Below are 19,781 nucleotides of genomic sequence, written 5' to 3'. Positions count from 1 at the left end.
GTTGATTTTTGGCAGTGGCGCGGTCGCTGCCGTGGCAGGCGGGCAATCGGGCATGGCCGAGCTATCCTTACTGGCCGCCATCCTTTGCGGAACGCTATTTTTAGCGCCGTGGCTGGCGGCAATGGCCGTGAGATTGGCGGTGGAATAGTTTGCTTAATGTTGAGAGTGCAAAATCTTGAACCACAGAGAGCACAGAGAAAAACGAGAAGGATTGCATAAGTGCTCTTTATGTAGGGCGGGTAAAACCCGCGTATTTATTTGACATCGCTCGCGAGTTGCAGCCCACACAAGAAGTATTCAGGGAAACAATGAAACCAAGCCATAACGGCCCGCGCTGGCTGAATTTATTTTCTTTTGCCTCCCCCATGCAGTTTTACCCGCTGGCTGGGCGGCTATGTCCGCTGTTTATGGCCTTGGCCCTTCTCTTCTGTGCGATGGGATTGTGGCTGGGCTTTGCCATTGCGCCTAGCGATGCACAGCAGGGCGAGGGCTACCGGATTATTTTTCTGCATGTGCCCACCAGCTGGATGGCGATGTTTCTTTACATGGTGATGGCATTTTGGTCGGTAATGCATTTGATTCTGCGCACCCGCCTATCCGCGATGATGGCGCAAGCCTTGGCCCCAACGGGGGCGCTGATGGCATTTTTATCGCTACTGACCGGTGCGCTGTGGGGCAAGCCGATGTGGGGCACTTGGTGGGTGTGGGATGCACGGCTCACCTCCATGCTCTTACTGTTTTTTCTCTACCTAGGCTTTATTGCCCTCAGCCGCAGCATTGATGAACCAGAGCGAGCCGATAAAGCCGGATCGGTGCTGGCGATCGTCGGGGCATTTAATGTGCCAGTGATTTATTTCTCGGTGAAATGGTGGAACACCCTGCACCAAGGTGCGTCCATCTCTTTAGAAAAAGGCAGCAGCATGGCCAGCACCATGCTGGCGGCAATGTTATTGATGTCGCTAGCGGCATGGATGTACAGCATCGCCACCTGCCTATCCCGCGTTCGCACCCTAATTTTGCAGCGTGAAGGCCGCACTCGCTGGGTAAAAGAGCGTATCGCACTGGGAGAAAAATAATGTTTTCAACCCTCTACTGGACCAGCTTCAGCGATTTTATTCATATGGGCGGCTACGGCCTTTATGTGTGGGGATCTTTTATTGCCTGTGTTTTTGGGCTGGGCATAGAGTGGCTATTGATTAAGCAGCAACGTAAGCAAGTGATTCAGCATTTACGGCGAATGGCTTTGGCTGCAGAAATTGAGGATGAGGGATATGAGCATTCATCGCTCTTGTAGGGCGGGTGAAGCCCGCGAGCGATGCTGAAAAATACGCGGGTTGCACCACATACGCGCTAAGCAATTTGTTTTTTAGTAGCGAACAACGAAAAAAACAGGATAGCCACACGCTCAGCACGGGGCTTTTTAAAGTCCCCTTGAAGCACGCCGAAGCGAGGAACAAGCGGGCGGGGTTTCGGCGAGGACTGTCTGAGCGAAGCGAGTTCCGCAGCCGCCGCTCGATTGTCCGCAGCGAGGAGTTTCGTGCTGGCCGGGGCGGCCTTCTTTGCTTACTTTCTTGGCCGTTCAAAAAAGTGAGTCCCACACGGGGGATTCCCGCACCAAAATCAACGTGCCGAAGGTACTAAAAAAGACCTTTTTTGCTTTGCGGCTTAGTACACAGACAGCAACACGCTAAGAATCATCAATAAATAGGAAAAACCCATGTCCCCCAGACGTAAACGTATATTTTGGATTATGGGCGCTTTAATTACGCTGGCTTTGGTCACGTTTTTTGTAGTGAATGCCTTTCGCCAAAACTTGGTTTTTTTCTACTCGCCAACGCAAATAATCAATGGTGAAGCGCCACATGGCAGAGCTTTTAGGCTGGGCGGAATGGTGGTGGATAAAAGCCTCATCCGCGCAAGCGACGGCGTGAGCATTCGCTTTACAGTCACCGACACCGATAAAAATATCCCCGTGCAATTTCGTGGGCTGTTGCCAGATTTATTTAAAGAAGGCAAAGGCGTTGTGGCCGAAGGAAGCTGGGAAAACGGCATCTTCACCGCCACCGAAGTACTCGCCAAACACGATGAAAACTATATGCCACCCGAAGCGCAGGATGCGGTAAACAAGGCACATCAGAAAGCGGCAGATAAAAAGATTTAACAATTTAAAAAGGTCTGTGAACACAGAGAAAAACAATACATGTAGGGTGGGCAAGTTTTTTTGCCCACGCGTTCTGAGCGTGATTGCCCACGTGGGCACGATAAAACATTGTGCCCACCCTACAGATATTGTTTCTTATAACAAGCAGAGAAAAACTAAGGAAGCGAGATTAAGCAGAATTCAGCAACGAAGAATGTATGTTTTCTCTGCGTGCTCAGTGCCCTTCATGCTCTCAGTATCTACAGACCTTTTGTCCATAATGACCCATGCTCAGCTTTACTTCAGGAAAAACAATGATTGGTGAACTCGGTACTTTCACGCTGATTCTGGCGCTGCTGGTAGCACTGGTGCAGGGCACGCTAGGGATTTGGGGAGGAATCAGCAACTGGCTGCCCGCCATGCGCATGGCTAGGCCAGCGGCGCTATTGCAATTAGCGCTCACGGCTACGGCCTTTGCGCTGCTGGCAACGGCTTTTTTGCAAGACGACTTTTCGATTCGCTATGTGGCGCGGCAATCCAATAGCCTGCTGCCGGTCTGGTTTAAATTTGCAGCTGTTTGGGGCGGGCACGAAGGCTCCTTGCTGCTTTGGGTGTTGATGCTCTCTGGCTGGGGCGCGGCGGTGGCGGTGTTTGCGCGCAACTTGCCCCTTTCGGTGCAATCTTTAGTAAGCGGCGTGTTGGCTTGGGTAGGCAGCGGCCTGTATCTGTTTATTTTGCTGACTTCTAGCCCCTTTATTCGCCAACTTCCCGCGCCAAGCGACGGTGCAGATTTAAATCCGCTGTTGCAAGACCTAGGACTCATCCTTCACCCGCCGCTGCTTTATATGGGTTACGTGGGCTTTTCGGTGGCCTTCGCCTTTGCCGTGGCCGCGCTGATCTCTGGCCGCTTAGATGCCAGCTGGGCACGCTGGAGCCGCCCTTGGACAGCCGCCGCGTGGGTGTCGCTCACGCTGGGCATTATGCTGGGCAGCGCTTGGGCTTATTACGAATTAGGCTGGGGCGGCTGGTGGTTTTGGGATCCGGTTGAAAACGCCTCCTTTATGCCCTGGCTGGCCGGAACGGCGCTGATTCACTCGCTGGCGGTGGCCGAAAAACGCAATGCCTTTAAACACTGGACGGTATTGCTAGCGATTGGCACCTTTTCGCTCTCGCTATTAGGTACGTTTTTAGTGCGATCTGGCGTGCTGACTTCGGTACACGCCTTTGCCACCGATCCGGCTCGCGGCCTATTTATTTTGATTTTCCTCTGCGTGGTGATCGGTGCATTGCTGGCGCTGTATGCCTGGCGCGCGCCCTTGCTGGAAGGCGGCGGCGCATTTAACTGGTGCTCACGTGAAGCACTGCTGCTCGCCAACAATGTGATTTTAGTGGTCGCCTGTGCCACGGTTTTCCTTGGCACGCTTTACCCATTGCTGATAGACGCACTCGGCCAAGGCAAGCTCTCCGTCGGCCCGCCTTATTTCAATAGCGTGTTTATTCCACTGATGATGCCCGCCATGTTACTGATGGGATTAAGCGGCAGCGTGCGCTGGAAAAACCAAGATGGCCATGGCCTATGGCTGGCTTATTACGGCCCAATGATTCTAGCGATTGTAGGCGGCATCTTGCTGCCACTTTGTTGGGGGCAATGGAAATGGGGCGTAGCCGTCGCACTCGCCGTCGCACTTTGGGTAGTAATCACCTCGCTACGCGACTGGAGCCGCCGCTTAATCAGCAACCGCCGTAATGGCAACACATGGTGGAAAGCGCTATGCCATGTGCCAGCGGCTTTTTCTGGCATGCATATCGCCCACTTTGGCATTGCCGTGTTTGTAGCCGGTGTGACCGTGGTATCAAGCTACGAGCACGAAGACGATTTACGCATGGCCTTTGGCGACACGCACAATATTGCGGGCTACACCCTCAGCTTTGACGCTGTGAAATCAACCCGCGCCAGCAATTACGCCGCGCTCACAGGCCAGCTTACGCTCAGTCAAAATGGCAAGGCCATCAGCGTGCTGCAACCTGAAAAACGCCAGTATTTCTCCAGCCAGATGCCGATGACAGAAGCCGCGATTCACCACACGGCGATCAAAGATATCTATGTATCCCTCGGCGAGCCGCTAGGCGACAACCCATTTACCGGCGACTGGCTAGTGCGCATCCATTACAAACCAATGGTTGGCTGGATCTGGTACGGCTGCCTGCTAATGGCCCTAGGCGGAGCCATCGCCCTATCCGATCGCCGCTATCGCCAGAAGCACTTGGCTAGTAAACCCTGAAACCTGTAGACACAGAGCACACAGAGAAAAAGATTCAAATACAAACAAATTCAAAACAGCTCAAGGTATTGGTTTTCTCCGTGTAACTCCGTGTTCTCTGTGCCCTCCGTGGTTCAAGATTTGGGTTTTTCAAAAACTGTGTTCTCCCCGTTCTCTGTGTCTACAGAACTTTTATGCAGCTTAGGAAGTTTTAATGAAACGCTTTGTTCCTTTAATTATTTTTGCGGCACTTGCGCTATTGCTGGCGGCGGGTTTAACGCTTAATCCGCGTGAAATCCCTTCCGTGCTAATCGGCAAGCCTGCGCCGCAATTTAAGCTTGATCGCTTAGACGCCGCAGGGCAATTCTCCCCTGCTAGCCTCAAGGGCCAAGCATGGCTGCTGAATGTATGGGCCTCATGGTGCAGCGCGTGTATTCAAGAGCATCCGGCACTCAACAGCATTGCGACGGAGCATAAAGTCACCCTTGTTGGCTTGGCTTATAAAGATTTAGATAGCGATGCCAAACAATGGCTACAAAACCGTGGCAATCCTTACAATGTAGTGGTGGCGGACCGTGATGGCAGAGTAGGCATTGATTACGGCGTATACGGCGTGCCAGAGACTTTTGTGATCGATAAAAACGGCAATATCGCTTACAAACACATCGGCGCAGTCACCCCAGATATTTTTAAAAACATCCTTCTGCCTGAGCTGCAAAAGGCACGGCTATGAATAACTACCGCTTATTGGCATATTTTAAAACACAAAACATCAAAATCCAGGCCCTGAATCACGGAGAACACGGAGTTACACAGCCTTGGTTTTCTCCGTGGCTCTCCCTACCCTCCCTTTCCTCCGTAGTTCAAGGTTTGGGTTTTAGCACTCTGGCTATATGTAGCTTATGGCTAGCACTGATGCTACAGCCTGCAGCGGCCAAGGTGGCTGCGCCTGCTGCCAGCGATGTGGCTGCGAATGCACGTTTGGTCGAGCTATCCACCGAGCTGCGCTGCCTAGTTTGCCAAAATGAAAGCCTAGCCAGCTCGCGTGCGCCGCTGGCAGAAGATTTACGCCGTGAAGTAAGGGAGCGCATTGCCGCTGGCGATAGCAACCCGCAAATCATCAGCCACCTCACCGATCGCTACGGTGACTTTGTCACTTACCGCCCGCCATTCAAAGCCAGAACGTTGCTTTTATGGCTATTACCACCGCTACTGCTCTTAATTGGTTTGTTTCTGCTGCTGCAGCAAATCCGCCGCCGAAAGGCCGCCCCCAGCGAGGTCGATCCGGCCCAGCTGGCCGCTTTACGAGCAGAGTTTGATGGCACCAACAATGGCAAGGACACGCAATGAACACATCGCACTTTGGCTTATTTACCCTGATCTGCGCGCTGATGGTGGTCATTACACTGGCCGCGCTGATTTGGCCTTTGCTGCGGGGCCGCTCGCAAGCCGGTGATATTCGCCGCGCGCGCTATGCCCTGCACGACACGATCTTGGCCGAGCTGGATGAAGACTTACGCTATGGTCGTTTAAGCGAGAGCGATCACGCCATCGCCCGCATCGAGGCCGAAAGCCGTCTGATTAATGAAGTAGGCAACGCCAGCTCAACACTGAACGAGCGCTCTGCACGTGGCCTAGTGATCGGGCTGCTACTTATCTTGCCTTTAGCCGCAGGCGGCCTGTATTTCAAGCTGGGCACACCCACCGCGCTTGACCCAAGCACGCGCCAGCGCCCCAATGTCGGCCCAAATGAAATCGCCGCCATGGTTAAAAAACTCGAAGCACGGATGGTTTTAGAGCCGAACGATCAAAAAGGCTGGCTGATGCTGGCACGCAGCTATCGATCACAAGCCCGCTATACAGAAGCGATCAGCGCTTACGAAAAAGCATGGCCTGCCATTGAAAAAGACGCAGGAGAAATCGCCCGTTTTGCAGGCGTACTCGCCATCGAGCAAAAAAGCTTCAAAGGCAAGCCAACCGATCTATTAGTCAAATCGCTATCCGTCAACGCCAGCGAGCCCGATGCCCTGATGCTAGCCGGCAGCGCCGCCGTCGAGCGCGGCGACAAAGTAGCCGCCAAAGAGTGGTGGAATAAACTACTGATTTTGCTAGAAGTCGGCTCGGAAGATGAACAATGGCTGAAAGAAGAAATTCGCTTATTGGATAAGCCTAGGGATGCGGTGAAGTAGCTCTGTTTTGCATTACAACCCAATTCTTGTACCACGGAGGGTGCGGAGAACAACAGAATTTGAACTAAGGCGCTTTATCCGCTATACGCATCAAGTTAAGAAAGATATGTAGGATGTGGTGGAGCGGAGCGATACCCATCCTACAAAATCATGCCAAACACCTAAGTTGATGCATATAGGCGAACAAACCAGCTAACCCAAGCTACAAATACATCGCATCCAGCTGGATATGCTTTTATAGATAGGATGGGGATGAAGCCCTAGCTATTTTTAACATTCCAAACCATAAGGGCGGATCCCCCCCTTGCAAACTACCCCTCACCCGCCCCCAAATGATACTTCTTCACTTTGTCATACAGCGTTTTACGCGGTAGGCCAAGGGCGAGGCTGGCGGCGGTGATTTGGCCTCCAGCACGCAGTAGGGCATCTTCAATCAGGTTTTTTTCGAAGCGCTCAACCAAGGAGGGTAAATCAAGCGTGGCTTCGCTGGCGGGCACGTCATCTAGTAACGCCAGCACAAAGCGATCGGCCATATTGCGCAGCTCGCGCACATTACCAGGCCAGGAATGCAGCATTAATTCACGCATCCGGCTGGCGGCAACAATGGCGGCGGGGCGGTGGTAGCGTAAAGCGGCTTGCAGCACAAAATGCTCAAATAAAAGCGGGATATCTTCGCGCCGCTCGCGCAGCGGCAGCAGGTTGAGCGTGGCAACATTGAGGCGGTAGTAGAGATCAAGGCGAAACTGCTGCTGATCGCTGAGCAGTTTTAAATCACTTTTGGTGGCGGCGATCACTCGGCAATTCACTGGAATACTGACATTGCCGCCCAAGCGCTCAATTTCGCGCTCTTGCAATACCCTGAGTAGCTTTACCTGCAGGGTTACGGGCATGCTTTCTAGCTCGTCTAAAAACAGCGTTCCGCCGCTGGCGTACTCAATTTTGCCGATTCGCAGCTTAGTCGCACCGGTAAATGCCCCCGCCTCGTGGCCAAATATTTCGCTTTCAAATAATTGCTCTGGCAGCGCGCCACAATTTAGTGCCACAAAAGGGTGATCTGCACGGTGACTGTATTCATGCAGACAGCGGGCCACCAGCTCTTTACCCGTGCCGGTTTCGCCCATAATCAGCACATCGGCATCGGTGTCGGCAATGCTGATAATACGGCGGCGTAGTTGTTCTATGCCTGCGCCACGCCCCAGCAAACGTCCTTCTATGCCGGATCTGCGCTCTAATTCACGCCGTAGCTGGCGGTTTTCTAGCACCAGTGCGCGTTTTTCTTGGGCGCGCCGCACTACTTCAATCAGTTGCTCCGATGCAAAAGGCTTTTCGATAAAATCATAAGCACCATCCCTCATCGCCTGCACCGCCATCGCCACATCACCGTGGCCGGTAATCAGCACCACCGGTAGCTCGGCATCTTTTGCCACGCTTTTTGCCAGCAGCTGCAGGCCATCCAGCCCCGGCAGGCAAACATCACATACCACTACCCCAGGAAAATCGGCATGCAAAAGCGGCAGAGCCGATTCTGCATCGGCAAAGAATTCCACCTCAAAACCTGCCAACTCTAAAGTTTGGCTACCGGCGTGGCGGATCATGGCTTCATCATCGATCAACAGCACTTTCATGCGTCTTGCTCCTGCACGGCAAGTAACTCCAGTTCAAAACATGCACCGCCATCTGGGCGATTGCTAGCAAGCAAATTACCGCAAAAATCACGCACAATAGATAGAGAGATCGCCAGCCCCAGCCCCAACCCTTCGCTGGCAGGCTTGGTGGTAAAAAAAGGATCGAAAACGCTGGCTAGCTGCTCTGGGGCAATTCCCGCGCCATTATCGGCAACGCTGATTTTCACCCTACCCGCCTCTGCCCATACCAGCAAGGTAATACAGGCATCGGCCTTGCCCTGCACGGCATCGAGCGCATTTCGCAGCAGATTAATCAGTACTTGCTCCAGCCGCACCGCATTGCATTTTACCCGCAGCTGCTCATCGCTCTGACTGATATTCAGCAAGACCGCCTGCTGACGCAGCCGCTGCTCAAGCAGCAGCAAGGCATTTGAGATGGATTGCTTAACCAGCACAGCTTCGCTGCGGTTATCGCTTTTTCTGGCAAAGGAGCGCAGCTGGCCGGTGATTTTGCCCATGCGCTCGGTTAGCTGGCTGATAAAGACTAGGTTTTCTGCCACCGCACTGGTTTTGCCACGCTCCAGCAGCAGCTTGGCATTATCGGCCAGCGCGCGCATGGCCGTCAGTGGCTGGTTTAATTCATGGGTGACCCCCGCCGCCATTTGCCCAAGCACTGCCATTTTACCGGCCTGCACCAGCTCATTCTGGGCCGCGCGCAAATCAAGCTCGGTGCGGATGCGATCGCTAATTTCACGCTGCAGCTGGACGTTGGCCCCTAGCAAATCATCGGTACGCTCAGCCACTTTTTGCTCTAGCTGATCGTGTGCCTGCTTAAGCGCCGCACTGGCGCGGATATTATCTCTGATACGGCGGCGGCGCTGCCGCCAGAACAAAAACCACGCCAGCAGCGCCAATAGCCCGAGGCCAGTGCCGACTAAAACGCGATTAATGCCCTGCTGCACCGTTGCCAGATCGGTTAGCAGCACAATTTGCCAGTCCAAATCAGGCAGGTTGGCGGTTTGCACCAGCATATCAGCCTGCTGCGTGCCACTTTTTAGGCTGGCCCTGAGCGTGCTTTTATCTATTGTTTGCTGCTTGATCAGCTCCAGCCGAGCAAAGGTATTGCGGCCATATTGGTGGCTCTGTTTGATTTCATTCAGCGTCGCAGCAGGCAAAGGCCCCAAGGTGTGCCATTTCCAGGCTGGGTCTGTCGCTAAAAAGGCAACGCCATAGCGATCTGCCACCAGCATGCGTTCGCCGGTTAAGCGCCAATCACGCTCTAGTGCCTCTAGACTCACTTTGGCCACCACCACGCCGATCACGCGCTCGCCCTCCCGAATAGGGTAAGACAAAAAATAACCAGGCTGCTGAGTAGTAAAGCCAACGCCGTAAAAACGCCCAGCAGCGCCTGCCCTTGCCTGCTGAAAATAGGGCCGAAAAGCATAGTTATTGCCGATATAGCTTTGTGGGGTATCCCAATTGCTGGATGCCAGCGCCAAGCCTTCAGCATTTAACACATAAATCGCCGAGGCTTGCGCTGCGTTGTTGACCGCTTTTAAATAGCGGTTCACTCGCTCTAATTGCAGCGTATCTTGCGGGGCGCGGAGTAAATCAGCCAGATCACGCTGGCTGGATAACACAAAAGGCAGCCACGTATAGCGCTCTACCGCATTACGTAAGCTGCCGGTGTAAACATCGAGGCGATGCTGACCGGCAGTACGTAATTGCGCCAGCGCGTTGCGCTCACTCCACTGCGCGGCCGCCCATAACAGACTACCCGCCAAGCAAAGCGTCGCCAACATCCAAAAGATTCGCGCTGGTTTAAGCATCTTTAATCAGAGCTCAAGCCGCATAGCTCTGCCTGCTGATGACGCTGCTGCTCTTCCATCACCAGCGCGCCAAGTTCACGTTTGAGCGCGTTAAATTCAGCCGAGCTAGGGTCTCGCGGCCTTGGAATATCCACCAGCACATCGCGCTTCACCGTGCCAGGGCGGTAGGTGAGCACGATGATGCGATCAGCCAGATAAATCGATTCCTCGATACTGTGGGTCACAAACAGAATGGTTTTTTTATGCTCCTGCCAAATTTTAAGTAGCTCATCTTGCAAACTGCGGCGGGTGAGCGCGTCCAGCGCACCAAAAGGCTCGTCCATCAGCATAATCGGTGAATCCAGTGCCAAAATACGCGCAATAGCCACGCGTTGGCGCATCCCACCCGACAAATCTTTAGGAAAACGGTGGCGAAACTCCACCAATTTCAGCGTTTCTAATAGCTCCGCCACCTTGCTATCGATATAGTCTTGAGGCATTTTTTTGATGGTCAGGCCAAAGGCAATATTCTGCTCAACCGTCATCCAAGGGAAAAGCGCGTATTCCTGAAACACCATGCCACGATCTGGCCCTGTGTCTTTAATCGGCGTGCCATCCACGGTAATGCTGCCGCTAGTAGGATGAGAAAACCCAGCCACCGCATTCAGTAAGGTGGATTTACCACAGCCCGATGGCCCAAGCAGGCAAACAAACTGCCCATTGGGGATATCCAAATTGATATCCCGCAAGGCCACCACATCGTCACCTGAGGTTTTAAAAACTTTATGAACCTGCGCTATTTTGATTTGTGCCGTCATGATATTAGTGCTCCAAGCCACGGTGCCAGCGCAACAGATGGTTATTAAGTTTATTCATCGCCATATCAATGGCTAGACCCAGCAAGCCGATAGTAAACATACCGGCGATAATTTTATCTGACCAAAAATACTCACGCGCTTCTAAAATTCTAAAGCCCAGCCCGTTATTCACCGCAATCATTTCTGACACGATCACCACAATAAACGCCGTGCCCACGCCAATTCTTGCCCCAGCTAGAATATACGGCGTGGCCGCAGGCAAGATCACTTTCAGAAATAAAGTGCTCTGGCCTGCGCCCAAATTACGTGCCGCCCGCAGATAAATAGAATCCACCTGACGCACCCCGGCAATGGTATTCATCAGCACGGGGAAAAACGCGCCAATCACAATCAGAAAAATCGCCGGTGCATTGCCAAGGCCAAACCATAAAATAGACAAGGGAATATAGGCAATCGGCGGAATAGGCCTAAGCACCTGCACCAGAGGATTAAACCAACTATAAACCCGCTGGCTGGCCCCCATCAGCAAACCAAGTGGCAAAGCCAGCGCCGCACCAATCGCAAAACCCACAATCACCCGATACAGCGTGCCGATGGCATCGTGAATCATTTCACCAGAAAACAACCACGCCGCGTAGCTGCTCTGCGCCGCGTCATAGGGCTCCATCGGCAATAAATACGCATACCAGCGCACCACCACCTGCCATGGAGACGGCAGAATCTGTGGATTTAACCAGCCCGCCATCGCCGCCACCTGCCAAAGTGCAATCAATACAACGGGCAGCCAAAGGCCGGTTGCGATCCGGACTACTATTGCTTTATTCATCAGATAGCCCTTATTTCACGTTTAAAGATTTCTTGGCTTGCTCAAGCAGATCCAACTTCACCCACTCTTTGGCCACCGGCGGCTTTACCATTTTGCCCACGCCGTACTTCACCATAAAATCGGTGGTGATCTGCATATGCTCAACGCTCAAGTTGTAATAGAACGGCGAATTGGCGATGGCATCCTGATAATCATCGGAGGTAATTTGACCTTTAAACATATTGCTACGCACATAGTTTTCGGCGAGCTTAGGATCATCCATAAAGGCTTTAGTGGCTTGCACAAAGCACTTCATAAACTTTTCTGCCAGCGGGCGATTAGTGTTGTAAAGCTTCTCGCTCATCACAAGGGTACGAATCGGCTCGCCCATCGGTGTTTCATAGGGTTTAAGCAGCTCCACCCCAAAGCCCTTATTAATGGCTTGCGAAGCCTGCGGCTCAGATTGCGACATGGCATCAATCTGCTTTTGCATCAGTGCTTGATTTAAATCGGCAAAGGGCAGGTAAACAATTTTTACATCTTTACCCGGTTTTTCTGACCAGGTTAGATTCGCCTTAGCCAGCTCTGCCAATAGCGCCAGCTCCTGTGCGCCGCCACGCGCCACGCCCACAGATTTACCTTTAAAATCAGCCACGGTTTTAATGGCTGAACCCGGCTGCACCACAATCCTAATCCCGCCTTTGGCAAAGCCCGCCACCGCATACACCGGCACCCCGCCCGCCCGCCCCGCAATCGCCGCATCAGCCGCGCTGGCCGCCACATCAATCTCGCCCGCAATAATGGCCGGCATAATATCCAGCCCTTTGGCGAACATCCTCTCCTCAACCTTAATCCCGCATTTAGGCGCGATTTCCTTGATATACGATACCGCGCCGTAATGGGCGAATTTGAGATTACCCAATCGAATCACATCATCTGCGGCATAAGCAGGCAAAGCAGCGGTGGCCAGTGCAGCAGCAAGCAAAGTTAATTTCATCATTGAACTCCGTAGGTAAAGGAAGAGGACTACCGCGATATCAGGCAAAAGCGGCATCCGCCTCATTTACTGAGCAATTTCCTTGCCAGCTGCACAGCACAAGCCGACTACATTGCAAGCCCTTACCTACAAAGGAAAATTAAGATTTTCCGAGAATTTGCATGACATTGTTTATGGCGAAACTACAGAATCGCATACAATTTGACGGCGAAAAACCGCCATAATCCAGAAGAGAACCCAACGATGGCATGACCAGATATAGCAAGGCTCAAGAGAGCCGCACAACGACCTACGCAATGAGGGCATAGAAACTGAACTGTTCCCACCCTTGCCGCTAGGCTGCTGACGAGAAGTCATATATGAAAGCCTAAATAAAATGCTCTAGTTTATTTAGTATGAAGATGACCGCGTAGGGACACAGCAAACACAAGCTTGAACATGGCGACTTAATCAAAGCTAACCTACTAATCCTAAATCAGAAATGCTATTTTTTGGCTTCATATTTACCCCATACTTTACTTCTAGGGTTAGTAATTTTATCCATTAATAAGCAATTTAAATAGTTTAGATAGGGGATATATAAATATGCGCTCATTTAAAAAAATAACTTTTTTTAAGCGTAAATGTAGTTTACTTTGTTGGCCGCGTTTTAATGGAAGCGGTGAGTTTATCCCATAGTGCAATGGCCTCATCATCCTTAAGGCTGGGCTCATTGACTGCACGGCTATTTTTACTTACGCCAGTACTTAATTCCATGTCTATATATGGCCTAAACATATCATTGGCCACACCAATGGATTTAAATTTAAATTCATGCGTCCACGGCATGCCTTTTTCGTCAGGCGGCATCCACGATAATTGCTCCGCGCCAGCCCAATCGCCAATTTTACGCTCACCTTTGCGTAAAACTTTAATTTTATTAAACAATGATAACATCCCAAAAACGCCAGCGCTTTCTGCTGCTTCTTTCATCGTATATTCAAGACTGTCTTTAGGGTTTGCTTTATTTGTTCGAATAGTCGAAATTGAAAATCGAACATCTGGATATTCAGGGAAGCTAAAGCCTATCGAGGTCATTTCGTGGTATTTTCCATTAGATTCAGGAATGAAGCCCGCTTCGATGCAAATACCGGCAACTGTGGGTATTTCTGATTCCGCTCTCGAACGCAACAATCCTGCAATTTCCTGAAACTTAGAAACATATTTTTTATAGCTATTTTTATCTACGACGAATGTTGCTTTATTGCGCTCCAAAACAGGGCCTACAGCTTTTTGTACAAAAGCATCTTTCCCTAACTTAATAAATGAATACAACTGGAGGCTTGAATTAGTAGTGAAATCTTCATAGCCTACGACCAGCTTACTATCTTTATTCGGCCCATCAAAAACACCAACTAAAGCCGATGGCTCTTCAATATGTTTTATTTTTTTAATTTCTTCTATCTTTGACTGTGTTTCTACCGAAATCTTAGCTCCGCTGCCTGGATATGAATTTATATTATAGTCGACATGCGTTTCACCCCAGTTTACTACTGCAGTAGCAGGAATATAAATAATGAACCGACCAAAACACACGGGTTTAGTTTGTTTAAACATGGCTTCAATTATTGAATTGGTCAAATTCACTTTAGAACCCGCACCTGCCCATGCGCCATTACTCAATGCCAAAGTAAAAATAAGAAAATAGGCATTGAGCCTTCTTTTTTCGAATATAAACATCATTTACTTTGTGGGCCGTGTTTTAATTGACGCGGTGAGTTTATCCCACAGCGCAATGGCCTCATCATCCTTAAGGCTGGGCTCATTGACCCCCCGGCTATTTTTGCTTACGCCGGTACTTAATTCCATGTCTATATATGGCCTGAACATATCATTGGCCACGCCAATCGATTTGAATTTAAATTCATGCGTCCACGGCATCCCTTTTTCGTCAGGGGGCATCCACGATAATTGCTCCGCACCATCCCAATCACCAATTTTACGCTCGCCTTTGCGTAAAACTTTAATTTGATTAAACAATGACGTTAACCCAAATAAACCAGCCTCTTCTTTGGCATTTTTCATTATGTTTTCGAGGCTACTTTTAGGATTTACTTTATCTTTCCGAATCGTCAAAATCGAAAATCGAACGTCTGGATATTCAGGAAAGCTAAAGCCTATCGAGGTCATTTCGTGGTATTTTCCATTAGTTTCAGGAATAAAGCCCGCTTCGATGCAAATGCTCGGAACTTCGGGGATTTCTGAATCCGCTCTCGAACGCAACAAACCTGCAATTTCCTGAAATTCAGACACTAACCCTTGGTACGCTTGTTTGTCATGCTTGAATTCTGTCTTTGAAGAACTTAAAGGAGCGCCACTGGCTTTTTGTACAAATCCCGAATCACCCAATCGAATAAATGAATGAATTTGCACGCCTAAATTAGAAGTGTAATCTTCATACCCTAAGACAATCTTACTATCTTTATTTGGGCCATCAAAAACTCCAATTAAAGCCAATGGCTCTTTGTTATGTTTTATCGCTTTTATTTCTTCAATTTTTGCCTGTGTTAGCTCTCGAATTTTGGAACTCTCACCCGGAAATGCAGAGATACTATACTCAACCATTGTCTCGCCCCATGAAATATTAGCATTCACTGGAACTTGAATAATAAAACGACCAAAACAAACTGGTTTGGTTTGTTTAAATAGTTTTTCTATCTTTGGGCTAGTCTGATTCACCGTAGAAACCACACCTGCCCATGCACCACTACTCAATGCCCAAGTAAAAATAAAAAAATGGCCATTGAGCCTTCTTTTTTTAGTTATAAACATCATTTACTTTGTGGGTCGCGTTTTAATGGAAGCGGTGAATTTATCCCATAGTGCAATGGCCTCATCATCCTTAAGGCTGGGCTCATTGACTCCCCGGCTATTTTTGCTTACGCCTGTGCTTAATTCCATGTCTATATATGGCCTGAACATATCTTTTGCCACGCCAATCGATTTGAATTTAAATTCATGCGTCCACGGCATGCCTTTTTCGTCAGGCGGCATCCACGATAATTGCTCCGCACCATCCCAATCACCAATTTTACGCTCGCCTTTGCGTAAAACTTTAATTCGATTAAACAATGATGTAAGCCCAAATAAACCAGCATTCTCTGCACCCTCTTTCAGACTGGATTCAAGACTATCTTGCTGTCTTGGCTGATCAGTTTTAACCGCTGAAATTGAGAAACGTACATCGGGATATTCTGGAAAACTAAAGCCGATTGACGTCCGTTCATAATATTTACCATTCGCTTCGGGAACAAAGCCTGATTCAATACAAATCCCCTGCTCGCTGGGGATTTCTGTTTCCGATCTAAGGCGTAGCAAACTTGCAATTTCTTGCAGTATGTAGATATTCTTTTTATACCCGTCTTTGTTCACCACCCATTTTTTATTGCTATCTCGTTCGAAAAGAGTAGGTTTAGAGGTCTGAACAAAAGCATCTTTTCCTAACTGAATAAACGAGAATATTTGCAAACTGGTGTTTGAATGGCGATCCTTATAACCTACTACAATCTTGCTGTTTTTATTTGGACCATCAAAAACGCCGATAAGACTTGATGGCTCTTTACTATGTTTAATAGCGCTTATTTCATCGGTTTTTTCTTTAATTTCAGCAGGGATTTTTGCACCTTGCCCAAGGTAGGTGACAATACCAACCTCCACCGCTGTTCCACCCCAAGCAACCACTGCGCTCTCTGGCACCTGAATGATAAAGCGACCAAAACACACTGGTTTGGTTTGTTTGAATAAGGCTTCAATTTTTAGATTGGTTTGCTTCATTGTAGAACCTTTATCTGCAAAGATCGGAGTGCTGGCAATAACACCCATAATGAATAAATTTAAATAGCTTGAATTCATTTTTTCCACTCCATTTTTTGCGCGATGCGTAAAATTGAGTGAACCGTAGAGGCGACTGCATTAGGATTTTTATAGCTGTCTTGATGGTCATAACCCGTTTGCCTGAACACGCCCATAAATTTTGGTTTGAGCTTGTTTAATTGATCATCGGCAGAATGAACGGGTACAGTTTCATCACCAGGATCTTTTGGATCAAGAATACGCGCAGTATAAAGTCGGTCATTTTGCGAATCTTTTAGCTTTAATACGCCATTTTTATCGGCGTCAACAAGTGTTAGCTTATCAATATCGTTTTCTGTAAATGAATCGGGTACATCCAGCTCCCAAATCACATTTTGAAACGCTTTATGAGCAGGGTCATTGCCATAATGGGCATATGAGACATCGTGGTAAAAGCCATTAATTGCCTCATGGAAATTTTGCGCTGCATCTATTTTATCAATAGAAAACTCTAGGCCACGCTCTTCCAATTTAGCGGGATTAATCCAATCCTCTACCAAGAGACCCCACCATTTTTCTTTTGTGCTGATCTCGTAAATCTCAGCATAGGGATCTCCTGCCTTAGGCTGACTTCCAAGTTCCTTGCCCTCTTTGTTAACAAACTTTAACCAGTCCTTGCCATACTTACTATTCGGCGCCAGTTCCAACCCTCCTTGGGCATTGGCTAAAACAGCGGTAACGTTTGGGCCTTTATGCCCCAATACACGGGAGACAATCCCGCCACTTTCCCAGCCTGCCCGCATCCGGCGATAAGCCGCAGCAGCACCCAAGGCTGGCATTACGCCATGCACAACCCCAAGCACTTTATCGTTCAGCTTACCATAGCTTGAATGACAAATAGCACGGGCAACTAAACCTCCCATTGAGTGAGTAACCAGGATGACTTTTTCGCACTTCTTGCCTTGAGCCTTATAACTCTCGATTAACTTCATAACCCGGCCCGATAACTTCTCCCCTGAAACACCATTGGATTCAAGCCAGTTATAGCCAAAGGCATGCACAGGAAAGTAGCAATTAGTCATCACTTGTTTCAATTCATCTTCAGTGATTTTTGTGAGAGTGTAGTTTTTATCCAGCTCCCAGTTAGCAGGATCACCCTCAACGATAATTTTGCCTTCGGGGCTGAGTTGAGCATTAGCAAAAGCAAGGTTGAGTTGGATTTCCATGGTATTGAGTACACCACCATAGCTATCAAACATCACTTCACCCCAGCCTCGTTCACGTGCTTTTTGCGTAGCAGTTTTTTTGCTGTCGCCAATAAGCAGAGGGGAGCCTTTGGCAACACTCACATTATCATGCCTGTCTTCTGAAGATTCTTTCCCTGGTTTATCTTTGCTAGGGTCATAGATATCCACTTCAGTTGTATCAGGGTCTAGCGCCAACTGGCGTCCTTCTGCTCCAGTAACTAGCATGCCCATCCCCCAAGACTTCCGATCAGGCCGCCATGCAATATCATTATTTTTCTTTAATCTAGCTAGCCGCTTCTCATTATTGATTCGTAAGTTACTACCCATAATGCCAGGGATAAAAATCACGGGAATAACCCGCTCCGGCAAAAAAGACGCACTTTGCACCGTGTCTAAATCTTTTGGAGTGGTAAAGCCTTCAGCATGTTGAGAGCCATCCGCATTTTGCTGGGTTGGGATAGATTGAGATATTGGTTGTGGTGTTGGCATGGTTTGGCTTTTAGTCAGTTATTCGGGGAGCAATTCAATACGATAGCGTGCAAAGCCCATTTCGGACTGGAATTGCTCCGTCTGCCCTTCGGCATTGGTTTCACCTTGCAGTACACGGCCATCTTCCATTTTTAAGCGATATTTACGGTTTTTAATTGGCTCGCCCGTGCCTACCCAATTCAGAATCGCTTTCTGGTCAAATTTGGCTTTTTGCGGGGAGAAAGTACCAGCGGGGCTGCCTCCGCCCGCTCCATTCATCTCATGTTGTGCTGCTTTCTGGTTGTGAGTACCTGAGCATTGAGTGGTAATCGCTCCACCACCCATATCGATTTGCGCCCCATTGGCAATGGTTTGCACCTTGGGTGCTTGCAGCACAATCTCTTCACTCGAGGTCAATACGATTCTTTTAGTCGCGGTAATGCGAATTTCGCCGTCATGCGCTTGAATGTCGATATGCCCGCCTGCGGCAATTAATTTCATTCCCAGTTTTTGCACGAAAAAACTCAAAGAGTCTGCAACACGAACCAGCCATTTTCCGCCGATGGTGTGATTGGTGTGCTTGACACTCACCAGATCAATATTGTTACCAGCAGTGATTGTAAGGCTTTCGGGTGTAGCTGCGGCAATGCCTAGCGGGCCTGAAATCCCCACTATGGGTTTGCCTCCACCAGCGGCATTTGCCTTGCTATTACTTCCGTTTTCCCATTCTTGTACGTACTTTAATAACTCACTTTGCGCTTTGGTTTCTGTTTCATCGGCATGATGTTTAACCGACAAATCAGAGAGCGATTTTGCAATTCCGTTAGCAGCTTCAAGTTGCCCCAGGAAAATATCACGGTCTAGCTGCTTACCTCCGGCTTGACTGCGCTCTTCCGCAGAGATTAATACGCCTTGTGCCGCTCGCAATGCCATCCTGGCATCAGTGCGTAATTCTGCACCTTCGCCTCGGGCCTCACCTTTGCCATCTGTACGTGGATGGATTAAGTAGCCAAGGTTGAGCTGGGTTTTAGCATGTTCGCTACTGAGCTTGGTGCGGACCTGACCTTGGGTGTCATCAAACAACAGCTCACCGTACTGGGCGCCATCGTGCTCTTTGGTTTTTATACCCGATAGCGTTTTATTGGCAGGCAGCGCCCCCGCTCCGCTAAAGGTGGCCGGAAGATGGCTGCCGTTATAAACCACGCCGGTGACAATAGGCCGGTCGATATCGTTGTCGAGGTAGCTGACTAAAACTTCTTGGCCGATACGCGGGATAAATTGATGGCCCCAGCTGGCCCCCGCAGAAGCGGTATGCCACGCGAACCCAGCAAGAGGATTTATCATCCAGATTCGCACCGAAATCAGGGTGCTCATCTGCTCGCTGCCATGAAAACTGGATCTTGATCCGGCCCAGCTCGTCAGTATGGACTTCTGATCCGGCGGGGCCCACCACGGTGGCGGTTTGCACCCCAAAGCTGCTGGGCTTGCTGCTTTCGTCATAGCGAGGGGTGAGTGCTTGCCCTCGGCGCTGGGCGGTAAAGTCTGCCTGATAAGGCATATTTTCTGCTGCTTCCGCTGGATTTGAGCCAGCC

The 19,781-nt window shown here is 49.6% G+C and carries 17 protein-coding genes and 1 pseudogene; 7 read left to right on the top strand and 11 right to left on the bottom strand.

The genetic code is table 11. The annotated features are described in order from the left end of the window. The first annotated feature begins 308 nt into the window (after nucleotides 1-308). From ccmC to ccmI, 7 genes are all read left to right on the top strand, one after another. A complete protein-coding gene (ccmC, locus tag Q0R17_RS15985) occupies nucleotides 309-1,076 on the top strand; it encodes a heme ABC transporter permease CcmC (RefSeq protein ID WP_293936643.1) in 768 nt (255 codons plus the stop codon). Then, nucleotides 1,076-1,294 (top strand): heme exporter protein CcmD, encoded by a 219-nt coding sequence (gene ccmD / locus Q0R17_RS15980; RefSeq protein WP_293936640.1) that lies wholly within the window; start codon nucleotides 1,076-1,078, stop codon nucleotides 1,292-1,294. Before ccmC ends, ccmD begins: the two co-directional genes overlap by 1 nt. Nucleotides 1,295-1,717: 423 nt before the next feature. Further along, a complete protein-coding gene (gene ccmE, locus Q0R17_RS15975) occupies nucleotides 1,718-2,161 on the top strand; it encodes a cytochrome c maturation protein CcmE (RefSeq protein WP_293936637.1) in 444 nt (147 codons plus the stop codon). 293 nt (nucleotides 2,162-2,454) lie between these two features. Beyond that, nucleotides 2,455-4,422: a heme lyase CcmF/NrfE family subunit gene (locus Q0R17_RS15970; RefSeq protein WP_293936635.1), complete on the top strand. Its 1,968-nt coding sequence runs from the start codon at nucleotides 2,455-2,457 to the stop codon at nucleotides 4,420-4,422. Nucleotides 4,423-4,615: 193 nt separating this feature from the next. Then, on the top strand, nucleotides 4,616-5,134 hold the full coding sequence (locus Q0R17_RS15965) for a DsbE family thiol:disulfide interchange protein (protein ID WP_293936633.1): 519 nt from the start codon (nucleotides 4,616-4,618) through the stop codon (nucleotides 5,132-5,134). A gap of 182 nt (nucleotides 5,135-5,316) precedes the next feature. Next, on the top strand, nucleotides 5,317-5,751 hold the full coding sequence (locus tag Q0R17_RS15960) for a cytochrome c-type biogenesis protein (RefSeq protein ID WP_293936631.1): 435 nt from the start codon (nucleotides 5,317-5,319) through the stop codon (nucleotides 5,749-5,751). Beyond that, nucleotides 5,748-6,590, top strand: a complete 843-nt coding sequence (gene ccmI / locus Q0R17_RS15955; RefSeq protein WP_293936628.1) for a c-type cytochrome biogenesis protein CcmI — start codon at nucleotides 5,748-5,750, stop codon at nucleotides 6,588-6,590. Before Q0R17_RS15960 ends, ccmI begins: the two co-directional genes overlap by 4 nt. Before the next feature lie 311 nt (nucleotides 6,591-6,901). Here ccmI and Q0R17_RS15950 read toward each other — a convergent pair whose 3' ends face one another. The 11 genes and pseudogenes from Q0R17_RS15950 to Q0R17_RS15900 form a co-directional block, all read right to left on the bottom strand. Beyond that, on the bottom strand, nucleotides 6,902-8,215 hold the full coding sequence (locus Q0R17_RS15950) for a sigma-54 dependent transcriptional regulator (RefSeq protein WP_293936626.1): 1,314 nt from the start codon (nucleotides 8,213-8,215) through the stop codon (nucleotides 6,902-6,904). Beyond that, the gene (locus tag Q0R17_RS15945) at nucleotides 8,212-10,044 is read right to left on the bottom strand and encodes an ATP-binding protein (RefSeq protein ID WP_293936623.1); all 1,833 of its coding nucleotides are present in this window, start codon (nucleotides 10,042-10,044) and stop codon (nucleotides 8,212-8,214) included. The genes Q0R17_RS15950 and Q0R17_RS15945 overlap by 4 nt, the downstream gene beginning before the upstream one ends. A 2-nt stretch (nucleotides 10,045-10,046) precedes the next feature. Beyond that, nucleotides 10,047-10,841: an ABC transporter ATP-binding protein gene (locus tag Q0R17_RS15940; RefSeq protein WP_293936620.1), complete on the bottom strand. Its 795-nt coding sequence runs from the start codon at nucleotides 10,839-10,841 to the stop codon at nucleotides 10,047-10,049. A gap of 4 nt (nucleotides 10,842-10,845) precedes the next feature. Next, nucleotides 10,846-11,667, bottom strand: a complete 822-nt coding sequence (locus Q0R17_RS15935; RefSeq protein WP_293936617.1) for an ABC transporter permease — start codon at nucleotides 11,665-11,667, stop codon at nucleotides 10,846-10,848. Between the two features lie 10 nt (nucleotides 11,668-11,677). Continuing rightward, the gene (locus Q0R17_RS15930; RefSeq protein ID WP_293936614.1) at nucleotides 11,678-12,646 is read right to left on the bottom strand and encodes an ABC transporter substrate-binding protein; all 969 of its coding nucleotides are present in this window, start codon (nucleotides 12,644-12,646) and stop codon (nucleotides 11,678-11,680) included. 627 nt (nucleotides 12,647-13,273) lie between these two features. Next, nucleotides 13,274-14,365 carry a T6SS immunity protein Tli4 family protein gene (locus Q0R17_RS15925; protein WP_293936612.1) on the bottom strand — a complete coding sequence of 364 codons (1,092 nt, stop codon included), beginning with the start codon at nucleotides 14,363-14,365 and terminating at the stop codon, nucleotides 13,274-13,276. Beyond that, on the bottom strand, nucleotides 14,366-15,457 hold the full coding sequence (locus Q0R17_RS15920) for a T6SS immunity protein Tli4 family protein (protein WP_293936610.1): 1,092 nt from the start codon (nucleotides 15,455-15,457) through the stop codon (nucleotides 14,366-14,368). After that, nucleotides 15,458-16,534 carry a T6SS immunity protein Tli4 family protein gene (locus tag Q0R17_RS15915; protein ID WP_293936607.1) on the bottom strand — a complete coding sequence of 359 codons (1,077 nt, stop codon included), beginning with the start codon at nucleotides 16,532-16,534 and terminating at the stop codon, nucleotides 15,458-15,460. After that, the gene (locus tag Q0R17_RS15910; protein WP_293936605.1) at nucleotides 16,531-18,210 is read right to left on the bottom strand and encodes a triacylglycerol lipase; all 1,680 of its coding nucleotides are present in this window, start codon (nucleotides 18,208-18,210) and stop codon (nucleotides 16,531-16,533) included. The genes Q0R17_RS15915 and Q0R17_RS15910 overlap by 4 nt, the downstream gene beginning before the upstream one ends. 18 nt (nucleotides 18,211-18,228) lie before the next feature. Continuing rightward, on the bottom strand, nucleotides 18,229-19,455 hold the full coding sequence (locus Q0R17_RS15905; RefSeq protein WP_293936646.1) for a type VI secretion system Vgr family protein: 1,227 nt from the start codon (nucleotides 19,453-19,455) through the stop codon (nucleotides 18,229-18,231). After that, nucleotides 19,382-19,781: pseudogene (locus Q0R17_RS15900) on the bottom strand (hypothetical protein); the annotation flags it as partial. The gene Q0R17_RS15905 and the pseudogene Q0R17_RS15900, both read right to left, overlap by 74 nt.

This window comes from Iodobacter sp. (genome assembly GCF_025352645.1).
In the GTDB taxonomy this organism is placed as follows: domain Bacteria; phylum Pseudomonadota; class Gammaproteobacteria; order Burkholderiales; family Chitinibacteraceae; genus Iodobacter.
The sequence above is the reverse complement of the archived record's forward strand: the minus strand, read 5'-3'. Positions and strand labels throughout refer to the sequence as shown.

What these genes read in the sequence shown, in the direction of transcription:
- ccmC (WP_293936643.1), top strand. Translation starts at nt 309, where the DNA reads ATGAAACCAAGCCATAACGGCCCGCGCTGGCTGAATTTATTTTCTTTT.
- ccmD (WP_293936640.1), top strand. Translation starts at nt 1,076, where the DNA reads ATGTTTTCAACCCTCTACTGGACCAGCTTCAGCGATTTTATTCATATG.
- ccmE (WP_293936637.1), top strand. Translation starts at nt 1,718, where the DNA reads ATGTCCCCCAGACGTAAACGTATATTTTGGATTATGGGCGCTTTAATT.
- Q0R17_RS15970 (WP_293936635.1), top strand. Translation starts at nt 2,455, where the DNA reads ATGATTGGTGAACTCGGTACTTTCACGCTGATTCTGGCGCTGCTGGTA.
- Q0R17_RS15965 (WP_293936633.1), top strand. Translation starts at nt 4,616, where the DNA reads ATGAAACGCTTTGTTCCTTTAATTATTTTTGCGGCACTTGCGCTATTG.
- Q0R17_RS15960 (WP_293936631.1), top strand. Translation starts at nt 5,317, where the DNA reads ATGCTACAGCCTGCAGCGGCCAAGGTGGCTGCGCCTGCTGCCAGCGAT.
- ccmI (WP_293936628.1), top strand. Translation starts at nt 5,748, where the DNA reads ATGAACACATCGCACTTTGGCTTATTTACCCTGATCTGCGCGCTGATG.
- Q0R17_RS15950 (WP_293936626.1), bottom strand. Translation starts at nt 8,215, where the DNA reads ATGAAAGTGCTGTTGATCGATGATGAAGCCATGATCCGCCACGCCGGT.
- Q0R17_RS15945 (WP_293936623.1), bottom strand. Translation starts at nt 10,044, where the DNA reads ATGCTTAAACCAGCGCGAATCTTTTGGATGTTGGCGACGCTTTGCTTG.
- Q0R17_RS15940 (WP_293936620.1), bottom strand. Translation starts at nt 10,841, where the DNA reads ATGACGGCACAAATCAAAATAGCGCAGGTTCATAAAGTTTTTAAAACC.
- Q0R17_RS15935 (WP_293936617.1), bottom strand. Translation starts at nt 11,667, where the DNA reads ATGAATAAAGCAATAGTAGTCCGGATCGCAACCGGCCTTTGGCTGCCC.
- Q0R17_RS15930 (WP_293936614.1), bottom strand. Translation starts at nt 12,646, where the DNA reads ATGATGAAATTAACTTTGCTTGCTGCTGCACTGGCCACCGCTGCTTTG.
- Q0R17_RS15925 (WP_293936612.1), bottom strand. Translation starts at nt 14,365, where the DNA reads ATGATGTTTATATTCGAAAAAAGAAGGCTCAATGCCTATTTTCTTATT.
- Q0R17_RS15920 (WP_293936610.1), bottom strand. Translation starts at nt 15,457, where the DNA reads ATGATGTTTATAACTAAAAAAAGAAGGCTCAATGGCCATTTTTTTATT.
- Q0R17_RS15915 (WP_293936607.1), bottom strand. Translation starts at nt 16,534, where the DNA reads ATGAATTCAAGCTATTTAAATTTATTCATTATGGGTGTTATTGCCAGC.
- Q0R17_RS15910 (WP_293936605.1), bottom strand. Translation starts at nt 18,210, where the DNA reads ATGCCAACACCACAACCAATATCTCAATCTATCCCAACCCAGCAAAAT.